This window comes from Priestia sp. 40 (assembly GCF_049368575.1).
Taxonomy (GTDB): Bacteria; Bacillota; Bacilli; order Bacillales; family Bacillaceae_H; genus Priestia; species Priestia zanthoxyli.
In genome coordinates this window covers 31,164-48,466 of the sequence record NZ_JBMPZA010000019.1, presented here as the reverse complement: position 1 = coordinate 48,466, position 17,303 = coordinate 31,164, and the positions used below count along the sequence as shown (strand labels likewise).

The window sequence follows — 17,303 nt, the reverse complement described above, 5'->3', positions numbered from 1 at the left end:
ATAACTTCAAAAAAGGAGATATGCTGATGCCAAAGCTTTTATGGAGAATAGGTGCTGTCATGTTGCTAATGTGTGGAGGCTTTATCTTTTTATTTATTGCTGCTTCGCAAATGATGGTTCAGCAATACAAACCTTTTTTTAGACGCGAGAGTGCATAACTCTCGCGTTTTTTTATTGAATATTATCCTGTTTATGGTAATATATATATCAAAAAGATATAGGTGAGAAAAATAAATGAAGGAAAATCAAACAACATATGCAATTTTAGGACTGCTTACCACGGAATGCAGAACTGGTTATGAAATTAAGCAGTTAATGGATCGAAGTTTAAATCATTTTTGGAAAATCAGTTATGGCCAAATTTACCCCACTTTACAAAAGCTTGTGAATGATGAACTAGCAACGGTCAATTCCGTTGCTCAAACTGATAAACCGGATAAAAAAGAGTATGTCATAACAACTAAAGGAAAAGAAGTTCTGCAAAATTGGCTGCGTGAACCTATTAAACAGCTCCCTTCAGAAAGAAATGAAATTTTGTTAAAACTCTTTTTTAGTAGTCAGCAAGAGAAGCAGCTCACAATTTCCCAGTTAAAAAACGCTCAGCAGAAACTAACTGAACGTTATCAAATGTATTGCGGAATTGAAGACAGCATTTCTAACAGCCCTTCTCCCGACAGAACGTATTGGCTTATTACCCTAGACTACGGTAAACGAACAACGTGTGCTTCGATAGAATGGTGCAAAGATACGATTAATAAATTATATGATGAGGAGGCGCATAATTTATGATTCATTCCAATCGTATGATGGCTAAGCCCGGTAAGGATTTGGTCGTCTTTGTTATAGGAATGCGCATTAACAAATGGACAGCCGTACACAAATGGTTCCCTGTATTTAAAGCAATGCCTCCTATGATTCGCGAATTGTATGCAAACAAAAACCTTGGATTTTTATCTTTGCAAGGATCTTTTAATTTACGAACCATCACCCTGATTCAATACTGGGAGTCAGTTGATCAATTGACCTCCTATGCCAAAGGCCCTCAGCACTTAAAAGCTTGGAATTCTTTTTATAAACAGGCTTCAAAAGCGAATGCAGTGGGCATTTATCATGAAACGTATGTCATTCCTGCAGGAAATTATGAATCAGTATATGTGAATATGCCTTCGTTCGGTTTAGCTAAAGCCCTTGGATCTGAAACCATAACGAAGCATACTCAAACTGCCAAAAAACGTTTGACCGTCAAAAAAGGTTGAGACATGACAAAATGAATCCAATCTAAAGACGAACAAATGGGATACATGGGCTGAACCGCTTGTGACGCCGCAGTTGATTTCCATGCAAGGCGAAGATTCCAATCAACTGCTAAAATGAATGACACAGATGAAACATACGTTCACCCTAACAAAAGAAAAAAAAACGAACCCTTGATCAAACATGTTGATCAAGGGTTCGTTTTTCACTTCGGCTAAAATACTTTTGTCCCAGCCTCTTCATTACATTTGTTATACATTTGTTATACATATATTTTCAGCATTTGATTGGCACCTTTTTGAAATTCATACGGGACGTCTGCTATTTCTGTTCCTTTTACTAGAGGCGCAATCTCTTCTAACAGCTGCGGCAAATAGGTAGAAATCTTGCCGCTTAAATTCGTTAAAGGAAACAAACGTACTTCCTCTTTTGTAACGCGTATCAGTTCTTTTAAAGTCTCTAAATGAAACGTATAATCTAACCTGTCACTGTACATAAATAAAAAGTTTGCACAAAGCGTTAAATCAAACTCGTTCTTTTGAAACGGCAAATTAGGAAGCGCTCCGTACTGATAGGCTTCGGGGTTCTTTTTCATATGAGCAATACAATCTTTTAATGCTCCTTTTCGATGTTCAGTTAAATCATCAATAGACGAAAAATACTTCCACACATACTGTTCCTGTACGTGCTGCATTTGATTCATCGTATGAATTAAATCCAGGCTTCCTTTCTTTTCAAGCTCTTCTGCCGTAAATTTATAGGCAATATCACAGCTAGTAGCCTCCGTACCTTGCTGCAAGGCATGAGCAGTAAAAGAACAGGCCCCGCTAGCACAATCTAACACTTTTTTTCCTTTTAAATACTTTTCATTCAAATTAAACATAGCTCTATACTCTTCAAACGTTCTGCCGATAAAAACAACTCGGTCAATTCCTAACTTTTTCTCCGCTACACTCAACTCTACTCAGCTCCTATCTTTTACTTAGACTTTCATTTTACAGAAAATTGAATTAAATTCCAATAGTTTATGTATTAATTAGTTTAATCACTATTTTTTGAAGGCCTAAAAACAGGCCCCAACACATAACTCCTATCGATAAACTCATAAACAAATGAAGAGAGTTTTTTAAGCAAATATAGACGATAGCAAGTAGTAAAATAGTGCCTGGCAGTCCATACAGAACGCCTAGTGTAAACTGACTGACCACTTCCTTTTTTTCTCCTTGCACTGATAACCATATAATACTTAGTAAGCTCACAATTGGAAGGGCAGCCACAATTCCACCGTATGTCGGAAATCTTTTGGCCATTTCTGTTACCCCTGCAATAATAAGAGCCGACATTAAAATTTTGATGATACTATACATGTTCTGCACGCTCGCTCAATAACTGAAAAGCCTGTTGAATCAGCTGTTTTTCAGATGCTGTCATTTCGCGTAAAATAGCTGATAGTTTTTCTTCATCCAAGCTTGAATTCCGTTTTAAGATGTCTTTTCCTGCTTCTGTTAAATGCAGAATTACTTTTCTTTCATCCTGTATATCTCTATTTTTATACACATATCCTTTCTCGATGCTTCTCTTTACATGTTCAGATGCCGTATTATGTGAAATAGTTAAATAATCTGCGATTTCTCTTATTCCAACCGAAGATGATTTGTCGATATGCTGTAAAAGACGTATGGTTTGGTGCGTAATTTTCTCTTGATGCGTATAGTGCAAATGATAATAAATAGACGTCCAATAGCTGTTTAACTCCTCTACTTTCATGATCCTGCTCCTTTATATCGTATTTTTAGTTATTATCGTATTATACGATATATATATATTACAGAAACGAAAGCAATTTTTCAATACTACCTTCTTTTTATCTTGTATCTCACATAATAATGCGATTTAACAGTTACACTAATCGTACACACTGTGAAAGGCGGTTGTATGACATTGATGCTTCGACTGTTAAAATGGGTTCCGAATCTCTTTACGATTGGAAATTTGCTAAGCGGCGTATTTTCCATAGCTTTTAATATGAACAGCTACGAACGCTTAGCTGCTCTTTTTATTTTTCTAGCCGCTTTTTTCGATTTATTTGACGGCAAAATTGCGAGAAAGCTAAAAGTTAACAGTGAGTTTGGTGTAGAGCTAGATTCTTTGGCTGATATTATAAGCTTTGGCGTAGCGCCTGCAATGCTATTTCATACTCTTTCTCCCCACTCTTGGCTAACCGTACTCGCTTTTATGATTTATCCAAGCATGGGCGCATTAAGGTTAGCTAAATTTAGTGCAAATCCAACCGTAGGTTACTTTATAGGTCTGCCTATTCCTTTTCCAGCTCTAATTATCGCACTGCTTGGCATGTTTTATTATGTGAATCCTTATCTTATGATTATTTTAGCCATTTTGATGGTGAGTCCTATCCGGGTCATGAAAATTTAGATGCCATAAAAGACAGACAAAATGCCTGTCTTTTATAGCGCTGTCCATTCTTCGCACAGCATTTTATGCTTGAATTTCAGTTCATGTTCTCTTTTTTCAAGCTGAGCTTGTAAAGAAAGCCACTCGCTATTATCAGGTGCTGAGCATAATTTTTCTTCAAGAGACAGTAAGGAATCCAGTACGTCTTCAAGCTGAGCAGCAACTTCTCTTTGCTGTTTTATGTTCATTTTTTTCAACAGTAGTTTTTCATTTTTCTTCATTTTTTTCACCTCTTTCTTTTCTTTACCCGATGATGAGTGTTTTAGTATGGAAAGCATATGATTAAAAATAGTTTTATCGTAGTAAAGACTCTTTAATAGCCTATTTTTTATTTTTGTTAATTATTTAGAACATAGTTTAATAAGATATAATTACAATTAGTAATACTTTTACAAACCGTGATATACTAAAAAAAAGAAAGGATGATGAATAGAGAATTATGCTGCAAAAATTTGGTTTTTCACAGTATGAAAGTCAAGTATATGAAGCGTTGCTTGCGAATGAAGGTCCGCTGGATGCTAGTTCGATTGTCACGTATTCGCACGTTCCAAAAGCAAAGATTTATGAAGTACTTAATCGTTTAATTGATAAAGGCATTGTAGTAAATACATTGTCCGGCAAAAAGAAACTTTATTCAGCAGTAGCCCTTCAAACCGTCATTCAAAAACTTACTGCTGATTTTGAAAATGACATTAATGAATTAAAAACATATAAAATTAAAAAAACGTTTACGGATGATTATGTTTGGAGTTTAAAAGATAAATCCTCTATTTCTGCTCACATCGAACAATTGATTCACGAAGCGGAATCTTCTATTATTTTATCCGCTTGGAATGATGAGTTAGAACATTACCGCTCATTGCTAGAAGAAAAAGAGAAACAAGGCGTAAACGTCGAGGTCTTAACCATAGGAAACTTGCAGACTGCCCTCAAACATTTACATACATTAAATCCAATAGATGATCATAAAAACCTTGAGCCGTCGCAGTTGATTATTGTTGACGATGCTTACCTTTTATTTGCCGGCATTGAACATGAGACATGGAAAGCAATAAAAACCATGTCGCAGCCGCTTGTAAAAGTTTTTGCTGATTTCTTTTACCATGACGTTGCACTTACCCATATTACAAAGAAATATCAAGAGCAGCTTCTTCAAGATTCTGAGATCATGGAGCTGCTTACTCGCCTGCGATATTAAAAAGGTTACTAATTCATTAGTAACCTTTTTAATATTACCTATTGAAATCCCCTCTAAAAAAGGTTACTATTCTAGTTGTAACTTTTTAAAAAAGGGGGTTTTTTGATGAATAAAAAAGTTTACATACTTGCGATTGCTTCCTTTGTTGTTGGAACGGTCGAATTAATTCTAGGAGGCATCTTAGACTTAATTGCCGATGCATTTCATGTATCACTAGCAAAAGCAGGTTATTTAATCTCTATTTATTCGTTTGTTTATGCTTTGTCTGCGCCGATTTTACTAAATGTGACGGCTAAGATAGAGCGTAAAAAAGTTTATATGTGGACATTATTTATTTTCTTATTGAGCAATGTATTTTCAGCCTACAGTTCAGGTTATTATATGCTATTAATCGGGCGTATCCTCGCTGCTGCGAGCGGCTCTTTTATTATTGTCCTATCTACCACAATGGCTTCTAGAATGGTAAAGCCTGAATATCAAGGCAGAGCAATTGGCGTTGTGTTTATGGGAATCAGCGGCTCACTTGTTTTGGGTATTCCTCTTGGTATTTTGATTGGAAATGCGCTTGGCTGGCGTCAAGTATTTGTTATGATTGCGATCTTAACTGCCATTATTATGATTACCGTTTGGTTCACAATGGAGCGTCTAGCTCCTGCTCCAATTGTACCGTTAAAAACTCAGGTAAAAGCTTTACGCAATAAAAAAATGCTCGCTATTCACCTAGCAACATTACTTGTACTTGCAGGCCATTTAACGCTTTATGCGTACTTCACACCATTTTTACAAGAAACGCTAGGATTAAATACAACGATGGTGACCATTATTTATGGTATTTTCGGTCTTGCTGCCGTGGCAGGAGGAGGACTTGGAGGAGCCGTTTCGGACAAATGGAACCCTTCTTCATCTGTTATCACCATGATTGCTCTCTTTTTTGTTAGCATGATTGCTATGCCTTTTGGCGTTCATTTGCCATTCGTTGTGTTCTTGCTTCTTATGATTATTTGGAGTGCGCTCAGCTGGGCGGTCTCACCGGCTCAAAGCAATTTAATTATTCATAGTGCACGTGACACTTCGGACATTTTAATCAGCACTAATGCAGCGATTTCACACGTAGGAATTGCGATTGGCTCCTATGTTGGAGGAATTGTCGTTAATCAATACTCTGTTATTTATAACGGCTGGGTCGGGTCTATTTTTGTATTGCTTGGTCTTTTCTGCTCTCTTTATGCGGTAACACGAACAGAAAGCACAGCAGATACGCTTCACAGTAAATAAGCTTTTACAAAAAGAGATTGGATAAAAATAATTTCATAAAAGTGAAACACGAACTATCTATTAAAAATGGATAAATAGTTCGTGTTTTTTTATAATCACGGTGAACGCAGGTACTTATAGCTGTTGGTTGGAGGGCAAGGTGAAGACTCCTGCGGGAACAGCGAAACAGATGAGACCCCGCAGGAGCGAAGCGACGAGGAGGCTCATCGCCCGCCCGGGGAAAGCGAAGCCTTGCACGGAAATCAACAGCGGTCGAGCAAGCAGTCCAGATCATGCATCCAAATTGTTTGTCTTTGGATTGGATTCATTTCGTTCTGTCCCATCCTCTTTTCATTATGATTGTTCTTAATACATTTTAGCTGCAAATTGAGATTCGGACATAACGGTAAAGCCATGCTTCCTTAACAACGCAGCCGTTACCCCTTCACCCGCTATTTTAACACCTGAAAATGCTCCGTTATAAATATGTTCACTTCCACAGGAAGGACTGCTTTCTTTTAGTACAATAACAGTAGCTTTTATCTCTTTTGCGATGTTCAGTGCCTTATAGGCCCCGTCTATGTATATGTCTGTCACGTCTTTTCCCGATCGTTCAATAACTCGCGCATTTCCGTTTATTACGTCTATTCCCGTTCCTTTTATAATTTCTGCCGGTTCTCTAGGCGTGTGAAATCCACCTAACAGTTCCGGGCACATCATCACCGCTTCTTTACTTTCAATGAGCGCTTCAATTTCCTTAACTAAGGCACTGCTTCCGTTATATCTGCAAGCTTGACCTGCTAAACAGGAACTAACCAAAATCACAGAATTATCCCTCCCATAAAAAAACACTTCTCATTCATCATACAAAGAATACATGATGAATGGAAGTGTTTACCTTTTATATTCTATTCGAGATCACGCTTTGCCTCTTGCTCTTTGTCTCGATCCGTTTTCGCTTCAAATTCAGAGCGAGTCATTACGTCCTCTACGTGCATATTTACTTCTACTACTTCTAAGCCTGTCATATCATGAACGGATTTTTTCACGTTATGAACAGTTTCAGAGAAAATAGCTGGAACGTTTTTTCCGTATTCTACAATTACTTTTAAATCAAGGGCCACTTGTTTTTCTCCAACTTCAGCGTTAATCCCTTTTGTGATATCTTCCGTGCTGCGGAAGCGATCTGTTAACCCGCTCATAAATCCGCCGCTCATAGATAAAATCCCTTTAATTTCATTAGCTGCCATTCCAGCAATCTTTTTAATAACTTGATCTTCAAATGTTAAGGTATTTTGATGTGTATTTTCCTGAGATTTTACTGCTGTATTTGTTTCATTAACTGCCATAACGAACATCTCCCTTAAAGTGATTTTCTATCTTCCTCTAGTAAAGAATCCTACCCAAGCGTTTATGTCTAAATGACCGTCTCGCCACTTACCAATCACATAACCAATTCCCATAAAAGCTACGATTAATAGCGTGGGGCCAAAACCAATTGTTAATAGCAAAATTGCCAACACTAAACCTGCCAGAATACCAAGTACTCGGCCACGGTATGGAATCAATTTATCTGGAGTACCCATTATGTCCCTCCTTCATCACACAACACGCTCTTTCTTTCGCGTTTGTGTATCTGTTAAATCGATGCGGACGGAGTGAACGGGAAGCTCAAGTAAAGCCTCTACGGCACGTTTTGTTTCAAGCTGCATCTCTTTTCCTAGTGTTGGTAGTCCATCTCGTCCAAACAGCGAACAGTTAATATATAGACTAACTCTTTCTTTACGAGAATGAATAGATGCTTGGACTTCAGGAGAGCGTATTCCCTGAAAGCTTCTAATTGCTCGCAAAGCTGTAGATTCAATCGTGGCTTTAGAAATGGTTATTTTGCCTTCGCCTGTTACAATTGCTAAATTCTTTTTAGGCGGCCTGCTAAATATGCCTGTTAAAAGAAAAATAATAAAAATAACAGCTAAAAATGCGCTTATTGACAATATTGTGTAGTAAAACCACTCCTGATGCTGCCACTTTTCTACCCAGTTCGAAAGGTGAGGAACCTTATAAACCATCAATGCTAACATACCGGAACAAATCAGTCCTGCAATTCCAATAACTGCGATTAAAAACCGATTAAAATTATTCAATTTTCCACCTCATCTCAACGTGAACTCCTACTGCTTTTTGGTTATGTGTATAGGAAAGGCAACGAGATATTCAATACTTACCCGCGATATTTTTTTAATAAACCTTTTAACTGTAAAACTGAATATAAAAAAAACGACTAGGTTTCCCTAGTCATTTTCCGCGTCTCTATACGTTGTCTTGTGAGCTTTGATGAACTTATTACCGTTTATTAAACCGCCAATTAATAAAATAGCGGCCGTTAAATAAAACCAAACCATTAGAATAATAATACTTCCAAGCTGACCATAGATTTGCGAGTAGCTTCCAAACTGGACATAGTATCCAAATCCGGTAGATACAACTTGCCATCCTAGCGTGGAGAAAACAGCTCCTGGAAGTACATCTTTCCACGTTACTCTTGCACTTGGCATCAGTTTGTAAAAAAGAATAAAAAAGCCCAGTAAAAACAATGTCCCGATTCCCCATCTAATCGTCGTCCAGCTTTGAAACCAGATATCAGGAACATGAACTTTTGTTAACACCAAATGTCGAATGACTTCTTCAATAATTGGCACAAACAATGAAATAGCTACCACAACCATAAAGCCAAAGGTCAAAATTAAATCATTGATTAAACCGCGCAAAAACGTTTGTTTTCTTTGTATATGATACGCATCATTTAACGAGCGAACCAAAGATTGTATAGCCATAGATGCGAGCCAAAAAGTTGCTAATAAACTAAAAGACAAAACTTTTTTCCCACTATTGTTAACTGTTTCAATTGATCTTTCAATTACGTCGTAGGCGCTTTTAGGGGTAAATGGTTCAATAAAGACGAGCAAATTGTTTGTGTCAATTGGAAAGAAACTCAGCAGTGAAAAAAGAAAAATAATAAACGGTACAAAAGATAACAAAAAATAGTAGGCTGTTTGAGCAGCCTGATCAAAGAAACGCTCCGTAAAAAAACGAGCGGCAACGGTCTTAGATGTTTGAATCATACAGCGTTCTCCTTTACTTTCGCTTCACCGTGTAGTGAAATTCATATTCAATTTTTATGTTCAACATGTATTGGATAATTTTCGGCTTATAAAGCTGTCCTTTTCCATTATCCGCGGTTAACAAAGAATTTAACCTGTAAAATCACACAGCCGGTTTGTAAAAGAAGATATTATTATCATTACCTCTGCCATTACCACCATATTAATAGATCTTCTTTTTCTTTTATAAAACCGTAAATTCTTTGGGACTGAATTCCCTTTTTTCTTATATCTTAAACTTTTTTACGCTATGTTAAAAAAGTAAAACATAAGAGCGCCGATCAGCATCAGCATAATCATTGAAACAAAAATAACCAAAGCGTGAGATGATTGATACGTTTGGCTGTTAATTTTTTTGCGGGTTGAAAAATAATGATAAGTTGAGAAAAGAAGCAACCCTGCACTTGCAGCTAAAGAAAAGATGATAACAGCAATAATAAGAGTATCGGCTGCTTCACTTAAATTTTCCCCCGAATTAAAATGCAAACCACCTGCAACAAAACCAATGCCAAGTGTAGCAATAGACGTTCGAATCCACGCTAAATACGTTCGTTCATTTGCTAAATGCTGCTGAATATAAATGGATTCATTTTCTTTTTTAGTCATGCACATACCACCGTCCTTTTATATGTCTTCTATTATAAATAAATGCTCAAACGAAAATAAACTGAGGACGCTTCACGCCACATTATACCCGAAAAGAACGAATCATTACCATTTTCAAGCGGTCGAAAGAGCTTCTTCACAAACTAAAAAAAGCCAACCCCAGTTGGCTTTTTTTAGTTTATGAAACATTTTCTTTATCTTGATTATGCTGATATTCCTCGTCCCAATAATCAGCGTTTTGAATTCCTAATTTCCCAGGAGAAAAGACGGGATCTATCCCTTGTTTTCTCTGCTCGCGATAATCTTTTAAGGTTATTAAAGCAGGCTTAGCTAAAAGAGCTGCCTTAAGGACCATCGATACTATTTTATTTTGTTTGCCTTTCATTACGTAAGCTAAGTTCGTTTCCGCAATATAATACTGTGTGGATATAACGTATATTTTGGACAGATTATCTGACGCATTTTTCAGTGAAGCATAAGTTCTTTACATATTCCCTAACGTTACAGCATAAGGTAATGAGTGAACTAAGGGTCACTTTATGTTCTAAGCGGAGCGTAAACACAGACATCCTTCTATTTTCATTTCACGTTAATAGTTCACTAAGTGAATTATTTTATTTTTAAATATTTCTGATATATGGTATAATTTAAACTGATAAAAAGATGCTGCATGTATGCTAAAAGAGCAGGCCGTATGGTTTCGCTCTTTTGTTGTTTTTACGCTATGTGGCACAACGAAAGAAGGAAATAGAATGGAATTATGGAAACGAAACTTGTACATTTGCTGGTTCGGTTCTTTTTGCACCACAGCCGGGATGAGTTTAGTTATTCCGTTTTTACCGCTTTATATTGAAAAGCTGGGAGTTCACGATACAAGCTCCATCAGCAGATGGGCTGGTATTGCGTTTGGAGCTACCTTTTTAATGGCGGCTATTGTTTCTCCTTTATGGGGGAGTTTGGCCGATAAATACGGGCGAAAGCTTATGCTCCTTCGCGCAAGCTTGGGTATGGCAATTGTTATGACTTCTATTGGTTTTGTGCAAAATGTCTATCAGCTTGTCGGGCTGCGCTTTTTAATGGGGGCCGTTTCCGGCTTCATCTCTGCAGCCATTACGTTAGTAGCGACTCAAACACCTAAAGAGCACAGCGGTAAAGCATTAGGGACGTTGTCTACAGGGGCTGTATCAGGATCTTTATTAGGACCGCTAGTAGGCGGCTACTTAGGAGATACAATTGGATTGCGTCACGTCTTTTTCGTAACAGGCGCATTTATGTTTTTGTCTTTTTTAATTGTAAATTTAATTCAAGAAGACAAAAAAGAGACGGCGAAAACGACGAAAGAGTCTAACATTGGGTTACTTTCTCTTAAGAATTCAAAGGCCGTGATTGGTGTATTTGTTACAACTTTTTTACTGCAGCTTGCGGTTATGGCTATTCAGCCAATTGTTACACTGTATGTAAAACAACTGTCTACTCATACCGACCATCTTGCCCTTATTTCAGGCTTTGTCGTAGCGGCAACAGGAATTTCAAATATTTTAGCTGCATCCAAACTTGGCAAAGTCAGCGATCGCGTGGGTCCTCAAAATGTGCTTCAAATATGCTTGCTTATCGTAGCGGTTATTTGCGGCTTGCAGGCCTTTGTGCATAGTACTTGGCAGCTATTCTTACTGCGTTTTTTACTCGGTTTTGCAATGGGAGGATTATTACCTTCTATTAATTCTTATTTAAAGAAAATTGTGCCGGACTCGATTACAGGTAAAATGTTTGGATATAATCAAACAGCGCAATACTTTGGGAATTTAGCCGGTCCAGTCATTGGCGGACAAATTGCCGGAGCTAAAGGAATTCCTTACGTATTCTTAACAACGAGTGTTCTTCTACTGTTGAATGCTGGGTGGGTATATTATCAGCGTCATCACGGACAACAGCTAGACGGTAAAGCCGCATAAAAAAACCTTCCGTTTTAACGGAAGGTTTTTTTATTACCACAAGGGTTCTTCTTCGCTGCTTACTTCATAAGAAAGTGGCATCATAATAACCGCTGCTATGAAGAAAATAAGCTCCGCGACAACAATGGATGGAAAGGAAAAGTCAAATAGTGAGAGAATAAGCCAAATAATAAGGGGTGCAAATGAGTAGATTGATAATCGCTTTTGGGATTTTGCAGAGATATACTGTTGTTTGTCACAGTGTGGGCATTCTAAAACGTTTCTAAATGTTAACAGTTGTTTAAAGGTTGTCCTCCAGTTCCATTTATGATTACAATTTTGACAGGTGGCCATGGGCATCACGCTCCTAAAAAGAATTTATGTACATATAAAGTATACGTACAAGTTGGTAAAGAGTTTCATTTTTATGATTAAAAACGTTTTTACTATTATAACATAAAACAAAATAAAAGGCTTTTTACAGGAAAAAGCCTTTTATTTCAACGTTTATTTAGATACAGCTTCATTCGTTTGAGAAGTTGTTTTTACTTTTATAACCATAATAACAAAAGCTAGCAATCCAAGAATCGCTGCTACAAGAAAAGGAGCTTGAGGCGCTACGGCATTGCCTATAACTCCTGATAGTAAAGGAGCAAACGCTGCGCCTAACCATCTTAAGAAATTATATCCTCCAGACGTAATTCCTCGTTCATAAGGAGATACTTCCATTACATGACTCGTAAATAATGCATTATTAAGTCCTGATACAAGACCTGCTGCCATAATTAAAACAATGCGCAACCATGTTGCATCAAAAGCAAATAAACAAATTAAAATAAGCGAAAAAACAATTAAGCTAACATGTAACACTTGTTTTGGCTGATATCTTTTTTCTAACTGATGTGCTAAAACCGCTGAGCCATACGCTAGACATAATCCCCATCCAAAGAAAACAAAGCCAATTTGAAGAGCTCCGATCGATAGAATAAGCGGCGTATAAGCTAACACTGTAAAAAATCCATAGTAATAAAGCATGCCTGATACAGCGCCTTGAGTAAAAGGTTTTAATTTATAAAGTTTTACCATGTCTTTAAAACCCGCTGCTTTACGAGGCTTAGTGCTTGTGGGCTGTTTAACAATCGTTAATACTAAAATAAAGGCGATAAAAATTAAAGCACTTGTACCGAAAAACGGCAATCTCCAAGAAGCGTTTCCTAACACGCCTCCTACAAGCGGTCCTCCGGCCATTCCCAAACCAATTGCAGCTTCATATAATCCTACTGCTTTTTTCACTTCACCTGATAATGCAATAAGCAGCGTCATAGCTGTTGCAAAGAAAAACGAATTACCAAGTCCCCATCCCGCTCGGAAAATAGAAAGCTGAGGAATATTGTTAGAAAATCCGCATAGCGCTGCAAAAATTGTCACAATGATAAGGCCTGTTACCATCAAGCGCTTGTCTCCTACACGTGATGCTAAGATGCCTGCTGGAATCATCATGATAGCCATCATTAATAAATATGAAGTAAATAACATTTCAACTTGCCAATGAGAAGCTCCAATTTGCTTAGCAATCTCCGGTAAAATCGGATCTACTACCCCGATTCCCATAAATGCTAAAAAAGTAGCTACTACCGTAATAATTTGACCTAATCGGTTATTTGAATGCTGTCCTTCCACTCTTTCATCTCTCCTTTTGTTTTTGTTTTTTCATGTATTTCCATAGCAGATTCTCGCATTTCTTTTAATTCTGTTTTAAATGCCTGCATTTTAACCACTTTAAATTCAATCATCTTGATTTGATTTTCCAGTAAATTTTCTATTTGCGTTATCTCTTTCGCTGATAACCCTTGCTGCTCACTTCTTTCTTCAATCATTCTTTTGAGCGACATAAACTGCTGTAGCTCCTGTAAAGAAAAACCGAGAACTTCCTTTGCTTCTGCTACTTTTTTTAGTTCTTTTACCTCTTCTTCGGAATAAATCCTTGCATTTCCTTTTGTGCGCTGCGGGGGTAAAATGAGTCCAATCTCTTCATAATACCGAAGAGCTCGCTTGGTCAAACCGGTCATTTTCGTCACATCATCGATTAAATACATATGTTTCACCTCACCTTTCATTAACATTAACGTTAACGTCAATTACTTATACACTCATTATAGATTAACGTTAACGTTAATGTCAACAATATTAAGGTATTTTATGTAAATCTTAAAAATATGTGCACGAAAAAACCTATTGAAAAATCAATAGGTTACATCAATATGTCATATAGCTGCTGTGCTGTTTCTCCTGTTACTTTACCGTACACTCCTCTTTTTTTAGAAGTAAGTTCCGCACTCTCGGAGGTGAATCGTACATTGTATACGACGCCCTCATAAGTAAGCTGTACATCTGGGTCAAGAGCGACGCTGTAATCAGCTTTTTTCCATTGAATTTGTTTCATAATTGATTCTACAGTTAAGGAATCTTCTGAACTTAACGTTTTATCTCCTACTTTTATAGGCTTGCCCTCCCTGTTTTTATTAAATTTTAGTTCCGAATGAGAAAATGAAAATTCAAGTTGGTTTTTATCATGTGCTATGAAATCTTGGGGTAGTTCTACATAGCGGACAACTTCTCCTTCGTGTACAAACACAAGCATTTGATTAGCAGAAGATATTTTTTTCATCACCTCTTCACTAATCGGTGCGTTTACAAGTCTTTCTACGTCGGCTTTCTTGCTTTTGTTTGTGAATAAATATCCTTTTTCCCATTTAAAATCACTTAACTTGGATACATCCACTGAGCTTACACCTTTTTTTGCAAATGATTCCTGAATATTTTCCCCCATTTCTTTGTCGTTGGTGACTTGGGCATTAGAACTGCACCCTACTAAACAACAGAAAATAATGCCTATTGCTATAAGAGCCTTCACTTTTGCCTTCCTCCTCTCTACCATTCTTTTAAAAAATTCCAACTTTGTACCATTTTAACATATAATTCCTATTTTTCGTGGAAACAAACAAAGAATACGCTTACATAATTTCACGCATATAATTTCTATTTATTTATAAGTTTTTTCTGAATATTTTAAGAAAATTTTAATATTTTATTTAGTTCGTTTTTAAACTTTATCTTTAGACTAAAAAAATAAGTTAAAAATAAATAACGCAGGAGGAAAACAATGACTTGTCTATCTGAAGTTTTAAAGTTTAATGAAAAATTTGTAACAAATAATCAATTTGAGGCTTTTCAAACATCTAAATTTCCTAACAAAAAAATAGTAATCTTAACTTGTATGGATACACGTTTGTTAGAATTACTTCCTAAAGCCATGGGGCTAAAAAATGGAGATGCAAAAATAGTGAAAAATGCCGGAGCTGTTATATCCCACCCCTTTGGCAGCGTCATGAGAAGTATATTAGTTGCCGTCTACGCTTTGCAAGCTGATGAAGTATGTGTCATCGGTCATCATGAATGTGGAATGACGGGCATGAAAGCTGAAGCTATTTTAGCCTCTGCTGAACAAAGAGGGATTAGCACGGAACAGATTCGTAATCTAAAATATGCTGGTATTGATTTAGAATCATGGCTGACTGGGTTTGAATGTGTAGAGGATAGTGTCGAAAACAGTGTGGATATGATTCGAAATCACCCTCTATTACCAAAAGACGTGCTTGTTTCTGGAATGGTTATTCATCCTTCAACAGGAAAACTTGACGTCGTTGTAAACGGCTATTCCCAAGACCGAGCTGAAACCGTAAGCTCATGAAGGAGGATCCTATTGAATGCTAAAAGATAACCGATTTCAAGGCTATTCAGCAGGGCATTTACAAAAAGACATTATCGCCGGTTTGGTTGTTGGGGTCGTTGCTATTCCTTTAGCGATGGCCTTTGCCATCGCTTCTGGTGTAAGACCTGAATATGGGATTTATACAACCATTATCGCAGGGATTATGGTTTCAATATTAGGCGGATCGAAATTTCAAATTGCAGGTCCAACGGGTGCATTTGTTCCGGTGCTGCTTGGAGTTGTCATGCAATATGGTTATGAGAACCTCATTATTGCCGGCTTTATGGCTGGAATTATGATTACGCTTCTCGGAGTATTTAAGCTAGGGAAATTTATAAAGTTTATTCCGCGCCCTGTGACGATTGGATTTACAGCAGGAATTGCGATTATTATTTTCTCAGGTCAGATCGCTAATTTTTTAGGATTAAAAGGAATTGCAAAACATGAGGAATTTCATTTAAATATGATTGAAATCCTACGAAAAATTGCAACGATTAACATTTACAGCGTTATCATAGCCGCTATTTGTTTAGCTATCGTTATTACAACGCCAAAGTTTTTACCTAAAATTCCAGGTGCCCTTCTAGGTCTTCTTGTCTCCACACTTGTAGCCATTACACTGTTCCCAGGAAAAGTTGCAACGATTGGCTCTACTTACGGTGCCATTCCGAGTAAACTACCATCTTTTAGCTTCCCAGATTTAACATGGGATAACATCGTGATGCTATTTCCGGCTGCCTGCGTAATCGCGATGCTTGGAGGTATTGAATCTTTACTATCGGCTGTTGTTGCTGATAATATGGCCAAAACCAAGCATAATAGCAATAAAGAACTTGTCGGTCAAGGAATTGCTAATATTGCTACCTCTCTATTTGGCGGAATTCCAGCAACTGGTGCCATTGCCAGAACAGCTACCAATATTAAAAACGGGGCGGCTTCTCCGTTATCAGGAGTCATACACGGCTTAGTTGTTTTATCGGTCCTTGTGATGCTGGCTCCTTATGCATCAAACATTCCGCTGGCAAGTATGGCACCTATTTTAATGTTTGTGGCTTGGAATATGAGTGAGCGTAAAGAATTTGCGCATATTTTAAAAACCAAGTCAGCTGATTCATTTGTACTTGTAGCTACGTTTTTATTAACAGTTTCAATCGATTTAACAACAGGTGTAGGCGTGGGTCTACTTTTAGCTATTGTCATGTTCGTGAAACGAATGAGCGGATCACTGAAGATTTCAAAGGTTTTAGCGGAAACATCTGAAAACGCTAACAAATCTGAGTTGATGGAATATACCATGCAAGGATCTCTTTTCTTTGGATCGGCTGAAGTACTGGAAGATTCTTTTGATAACATCGTCGAAGCGAAACCGAAAGTTTTATTGCTTCGAATGAGCCAAGTATCCTTTATTGATACATCTGGAGAAGCTTTACTATCAAAGGTGGTCGAACGGTTGAAAGATTCGCATAGCCAAGTCGTTATTTCTGGCTTACAGCACCAGCCGAAAGAAATGTTAAAGTCAACCGGTCTATACGATAAGATCGGTGAAAAAAATATATTTTCCTCCGAACCTCCCGTCAGTAAGATTAAAGCTCGTCATAGAATCGTTACTACGTAATAAAAAAGAGATCCGAACGATTAATCGTTCGGATCTCTTT

The 17,303-nt window shown here is 37.3% G+C and carries 25 protein-coding genes; 10 read left to right on the top strand and 15 right to left on the bottom strand.

What is annotated here, in order from left to right:
• The first annotated feature begins 26 nt into the window (after window positions 1-26).
• The 3 genes from ACO1DI_RS21800 (at window position 27) to ACO1DI_RS21790 (ending at window position 1,256) form a co-directional block, all read left to right on the top strand.
• Window positions 27-158, top strand: coding sequence for a hypothetical protein (locus tag ACO1DI_RS21800; protein WP_013057274.1), 132 nt, complete (start codon window positions 27-29; stop codon window positions 156-158).
• Between the two features lie 76 nt (window positions 159-234).
• The gene (locus ACO1DI_RS21795) at window positions 235-789 is read left to right on the top strand and encodes a PadR family transcriptional regulator (RefSeq protein ID WP_406866918.1); all 555 of its coding nucleotides are present in this window, start codon (window positions 235-237) and stop codon (window positions 787-789) included.
• On the top strand, window positions 786-1,256 hold the full coding sequence (locus tag ACO1DI_RS21790; protein WP_423145605.1) for a DUF4188 domain-containing protein: 471 nt from the start codon (window positions 786-788) through the stop codon (window positions 1,254-1,256). Before ACO1DI_RS21795 ends, ACO1DI_RS21790 begins: the two co-directional genes overlap by 4 nt.
• Before the next feature lie 260 nt (window positions 1,257-1,516).
• On the opposite strand, the gene ACO1DI_RS21785 is transcribed toward ACO1DI_RS21790, so the two are convergent.
• The 3 genes from ACO1DI_RS21785 to ACO1DI_RS21775 all read right to left on the bottom strand — a co-directional run bounded on the left by ACO1DI_RS21785 (window position 1,517) and on the right by ACO1DI_RS21775 (window position 3,021).
• Entirely contained in the window at window positions 1,517-2,212 is a 696-nt protein-coding gene (locus ACO1DI_RS21785; RefSeq protein ID WP_182421802.1) for an SAM-dependent methyltransferase, read from the bottom strand.
• A gap of 67 nt (window positions 2,213-2,279) precedes the next feature.
• The gene (locus ACO1DI_RS21780; RefSeq protein WP_028413142.1) at window positions 2,280-2,621 is read right to left on the bottom strand and encodes a DUF3147 family protein; all 342 of its coding nucleotides are present in this window, start codon (window positions 2,619-2,621) and stop codon (window positions 2,280-2,282) included.
• Window positions 2,614-3,021, bottom strand: a complete 408-nt coding sequence (locus ACO1DI_RS21775) for a MarR family winged helix-turn-helix transcriptional regulator (RefSeq protein ID WP_028413141.1) — start codon at window positions 3,019-3,021, stop codon at window positions 2,614-2,616. The genes ACO1DI_RS21780 and ACO1DI_RS21775 overlap by 8 nt, the downstream gene beginning before the upstream one ends.
• Window positions 3,022-3,195: 174 nt before the next feature.
• On the opposite strand from ACO1DI_RS21775, the gene pssA reads away from it, so the two are divergent.
• Window positions 3,196-3,687 carry a CDP-diacylglycerol--serine O-phosphatidyltransferase gene (gene pssA, locus ACO1DI_RS21770; protein WP_181903765.1) on the top strand — a complete coding sequence of 164 codons (492 nt, stop codon included), beginning with the start codon at window positions 3,196-3,198 and terminating at the stop codon, window positions 3,685-3,687.
• 32 nt (window positions 3,688-3,719) lie between these two features.
• Here pssA and ACO1DI_RS21765 read toward each other — a convergent pair whose 3' ends face one another.
• Window positions 3,720-3,947, bottom strand: coding sequence for a hypothetical protein (locus ACO1DI_RS21765; RefSeq protein WP_016764339.1), 228 nt, complete (start codon window positions 3,945-3,947; stop codon window positions 3,720-3,722).
• A 218-nt stretch (window positions 3,948-4,165) separates the two neighbouring features.
• Between ACO1DI_RS21765 and ACO1DI_RS21760 the strand changes: the two genes are divergently transcribed.
• The 3 genes from ACO1DI_RS21760 (at window position 4,166) to ACO1DI_RS21750 (ending at window position 6,538) form a co-directional block, all read left to right on the top strand.
• Window positions 4,166-4,924 (top strand): TrmB family transcriptional regulator, encoded by a 759-nt coding sequence (locus ACO1DI_RS21760; RefSeq protein WP_014459859.1) that lies wholly within the window; start codon window positions 4,166-4,168, stop codon window positions 4,922-4,924.
• Window positions 4,925-5,029: 105 nt separating this feature from the next.
• Complete coding sequence (locus tag ACO1DI_RS21755; protein ID WP_115654082.1) at window positions 5,030-6,199, top strand: MFS transporter; 1,170 nt, start codon at window positions 5,030-5,032, stop codon at window positions 6,197-6,199.
• 123 nt (window positions 6,200-6,322) lie between these two features.
• The gene (locus ACO1DI_RS21750; RefSeq protein ID WP_244303185.1) at window positions 6,323-6,538 is read left to right on the top strand and encodes a hypothetical protein; all 216 of its coding nucleotides are present in this window, start codon (window positions 6,323-6,325) and stop codon (window positions 6,536-6,538) included.
• Window positions 6,539-6,544: 6 nt separating this feature from the next.
• On the opposite strand, the gene ACO1DI_RS21745 is transcribed toward ACO1DI_RS21750, so the two are convergent.
• The 7 genes from ACO1DI_RS21745 to ACO1DI_RS21715 form a co-directional block, all read right to left on the bottom strand.
• Entirely contained in the window at window positions 6,545-7,003 is a 459-nt protein-coding gene (locus ACO1DI_RS21745; protein ID WP_182421804.1) for a DUF523 domain-containing protein, read from the bottom strand.
• 83 nt (window positions 7,004-7,086) lie between these two features.
• Entirely contained in the window at window positions 7,087-7,527 is a 441-nt protein-coding gene (locus ACO1DI_RS21740) for an Asp23/Gls24 family envelope stress response protein (RefSeq protein ID WP_028413137.1), read from the bottom strand.
• Between the two features lie 27 nt (window positions 7,528-7,554).
• The gene (locus ACO1DI_RS21735) at window positions 7,555-7,764 is read right to left on the bottom strand and encodes a DUF2273 domain-containing protein (protein ID WP_028413136.1); all 210 of its coding nucleotides are present in this window, start codon (window positions 7,762-7,764) and stop codon (window positions 7,555-7,557) included.
• Window positions 7,765-7,779: 15 nt separating this feature from the next.
• Window positions 7,780-8,322: an alkaline shock response membrane anchor protein AmaP gene (gene amaP / locus ACO1DI_RS21730; protein ID WP_014459854.1), complete on the bottom strand. Its 543-nt coding sequence runs from the start codon at window positions 8,320-8,322 to the stop codon at window positions 7,780-7,782.
• 147 nt (window positions 8,323-8,469) lie between these two features.
• Window positions 8,470-9,300, bottom strand: coding sequence for a YihY/virulence factor BrkB family protein (locus tag ACO1DI_RS21725; RefSeq protein ID WP_014459853.1), 831 nt, complete (start codon window positions 9,298-9,300; stop codon window positions 8,470-8,472).
• Between the two features lie 282 nt (window positions 9,301-9,582).
• Window positions 9,583-9,945, bottom strand: a complete 363-nt coding sequence (locus ACO1DI_RS21720; RefSeq protein ID WP_014459852.1) for a YidH family protein — start codon at window positions 9,943-9,945, stop codon at window positions 9,583-9,585.
• A 178-nt stretch (window positions 9,946-10,123) separates the two neighbouring features.
• Complete coding sequence (locus ACO1DI_RS21715; RefSeq protein ID WP_140450944.1) at window positions 10,124-10,330, bottom strand: alanine:cation symporter family protein; 207 nt, start codon at window positions 10,328-10,330, stop codon at window positions 10,124-10,126.
• Window positions 10,331-10,697: 367 nt separating this feature from the next.
• On the opposite strand from ACO1DI_RS21715, the gene ACO1DI_RS21710 reads away from it, so the two are divergent.
• Window positions 10,698-11,897, top strand: coding sequence for a multidrug efflux MFS transporter (locus ACO1DI_RS21710; RefSeq protein WP_028413132.1), 1,200 nt, complete (start codon window positions 10,698-10,700; stop codon window positions 11,895-11,897).
• Window positions 11,898-11,930: 33 nt separating this feature from the next.
• On the opposite strand, the gene ACO1DI_RS21705 is transcribed toward ACO1DI_RS21710, so the two are convergent.
• From ACO1DI_RS21705 to ACO1DI_RS21690, 4 genes are all read right to left on the bottom strand, one after another.
• The gene (locus tag ACO1DI_RS21705; RefSeq protein WP_028413131.1) at window positions 11,931-12,230 is read right to left on the bottom strand and encodes a TIGR04104 family putative zinc finger protein; all 300 of its coding nucleotides are present in this window, start codon (window positions 12,228-12,230) and stop codon (window positions 11,931-11,933) included.
• Between the two features lie 153 nt (window positions 12,231-12,383).
• Window positions 12,384-13,556 (bottom strand): MFS transporter, encoded by a 1,173-nt coding sequence (locus ACO1DI_RS21700; RefSeq protein WP_014459848.1) that lies wholly within the window; start codon window positions 13,554-13,556, stop codon window positions 12,384-12,386.
• Window positions 13,526-13,972 carry a MerR family transcriptional regulator gene (locus ACO1DI_RS21695; protein WP_042992102.1) on the bottom strand — a complete coding sequence of 149 codons (447 nt, stop codon included), beginning with the start codon at window positions 13,970-13,972 and terminating at the stop codon, window positions 13,526-13,528. Before ACO1DI_RS21695 ends, ACO1DI_RS21700 begins: the two co-directional genes overlap by 31 nt.
• A 155-nt stretch (window positions 13,973-14,127) precedes the next feature.
• A complete protein-coding gene (locus ACO1DI_RS21690; RefSeq protein ID WP_115654087.1) occupies window positions 14,128-14,790 on the bottom strand; it encodes a hypothetical protein in 663 nt (220 codons plus the stop codon).
• Between the two features lie 249 nt (window positions 14,791-15,039).
• Here ACO1DI_RS21690 and ACO1DI_RS21685 point away from each other — a divergent pair, with 249 nt between their 5' ends.
• A complete protein-coding gene (locus tag ACO1DI_RS21685) occupies window positions 15,040-15,627 on the top strand; it encodes a beta-class carbonic anhydrase (protein ID WP_013057294.1) in 588 nt (195 codons plus the stop codon).
• Between the two features lie 16 nt (window positions 15,628-15,643).
• Complete coding sequence (locus ACO1DI_RS21680; protein ID WP_108674749.1) at window positions 15,644-17,263, top strand: SulP family inorganic anion transporter; 1,620 nt, start codon at window positions 15,644-15,646, stop codon at window positions 17,261-17,263.
• Window positions 17,264-17,303 lie beyond the last annotated feature (40 nt).

Excerpts from the sequence above, each read along its gene's own strand:
- ACO1DI_RS21685 (WP_013057294.1), top strand. The coding sequence starts at position 15,040 with ATGACTTGTCTATCTGAAGTTTTAAAGTTTAATGAAAAATTTGTAACA.
- ACO1DI_RS21735 (WP_028413136.1), bottom strand. The coding sequence starts at position 7,764 with ATGGGTACTCCAGATAAATTGATTCCATACCGTGGCCGAGTACTTGGT.
- ACO1DI_RS21695 (WP_042992102.1), bottom strand. The coding sequence starts at position 13,972 with ATGTATTTAATCGATGATGTGACGAAAATGACCGGTTTGACCAAGCGA.
- ACO1DI_RS21760 (WP_014459859.1), top strand. The coding sequence starts at position 4,166 with ATGCTGCAAAAATTTGGTTTTTCACAGTATGAAAGTCAAGTATATGAA.
- ACO1DI_RS21740 (WP_028413137.1), bottom strand. The coding sequence starts at position 7,527 with ATGGCAGTTAATGAAACAAATACAGCAGTAAAATCTCAGGAAAATACA.
- ACO1DI_RS21780 (WP_028413142.1), bottom strand. The coding sequence starts at position 2,621 with ATGTATAGTATCATCAAAATTTTAATGTCGGCTCTTATTATTGCAGGG.
- ACO1DI_RS21705 (WP_028413131.1), bottom strand. The coding sequence starts at position 12,230 with ATGGCCACCTGTCAAAATTGTAATCATAAATGGAACTGGAGGACAACC.
- ACO1DI_RS21710 (WP_028413132.1), top strand. The coding sequence starts at position 10,698 with ATGGAATTATGGAAACGAAACTTGTACATTTGCTGGTTCGGTTCTTTT.
- ACO1DI_RS21720 (WP_014459852.1), bottom strand. The coding sequence starts at position 9,945 with ATGACTAAAAAAGAAAATGAATCCATTTATATTCAGCAGCATTTAGCA.
- ACO1DI_RS21790 (WP_423145605.1), top strand. The coding sequence starts at position 786 with ATGATTCATTCCAATCGTATGATGGCTAAGCCCGGTAAGGATTTGGTC.
- ACO1DI_RS21680 (WP_108674749.1), top strand. The coding sequence starts at position 15,644 with ATGCTAAAAGATAACCGATTTCAAGGCTATTCAGCAGGGCATTTACAA.
- ACO1DI_RS21715 (WP_140450944.1), bottom strand. The coding sequence starts at position 10,330 with ATGAAAGGCAAACAAAATAAAATAGTATCGATGGTCCTTAAGGCAGCT.
- ACO1DI_RS21725 (WP_014459853.1), bottom strand. The coding sequence starts at position 9,300 with ATGATTCAAACATCTAAGACCGTTGCCGCTCGTTTTTTTACGGAGCGT.
- ACO1DI_RS21800 (WP_013057274.1), top strand. The coding sequence starts at position 27 with ATGCCAAAGCTTTTATGGAGAATAGGTGCTGTCATGTTGCTAATGTGT.
- ACO1DI_RS21765 (WP_016764339.1), bottom strand. The coding sequence starts at position 3,947 with ATGAAGAAAAATGAAAAACTACTGTTGAAAAAAATGAACATAAAACAG.
- ACO1DI_RS21795 (WP_406866918.1), top strand. The coding sequence starts at position 235 with ATGAAGGAAAATCAAACAACATATGCAATTTTAGGACTGCTTACCACG.
- ACO1DI_RS21775 (WP_028413141.1), bottom strand. The coding sequence starts at position 3,021 with ATGAAAGTAGAGGAGTTAAACAGCTATTGGACGTCTATTTATTATCAT.
- ACO1DI_RS21755 (WP_115654082.1), top strand. The coding sequence starts at position 5,030 with ATGAATAAAAAAGTTTACATACTTGCGATTGCTTCCTTTGTTGTTGGA.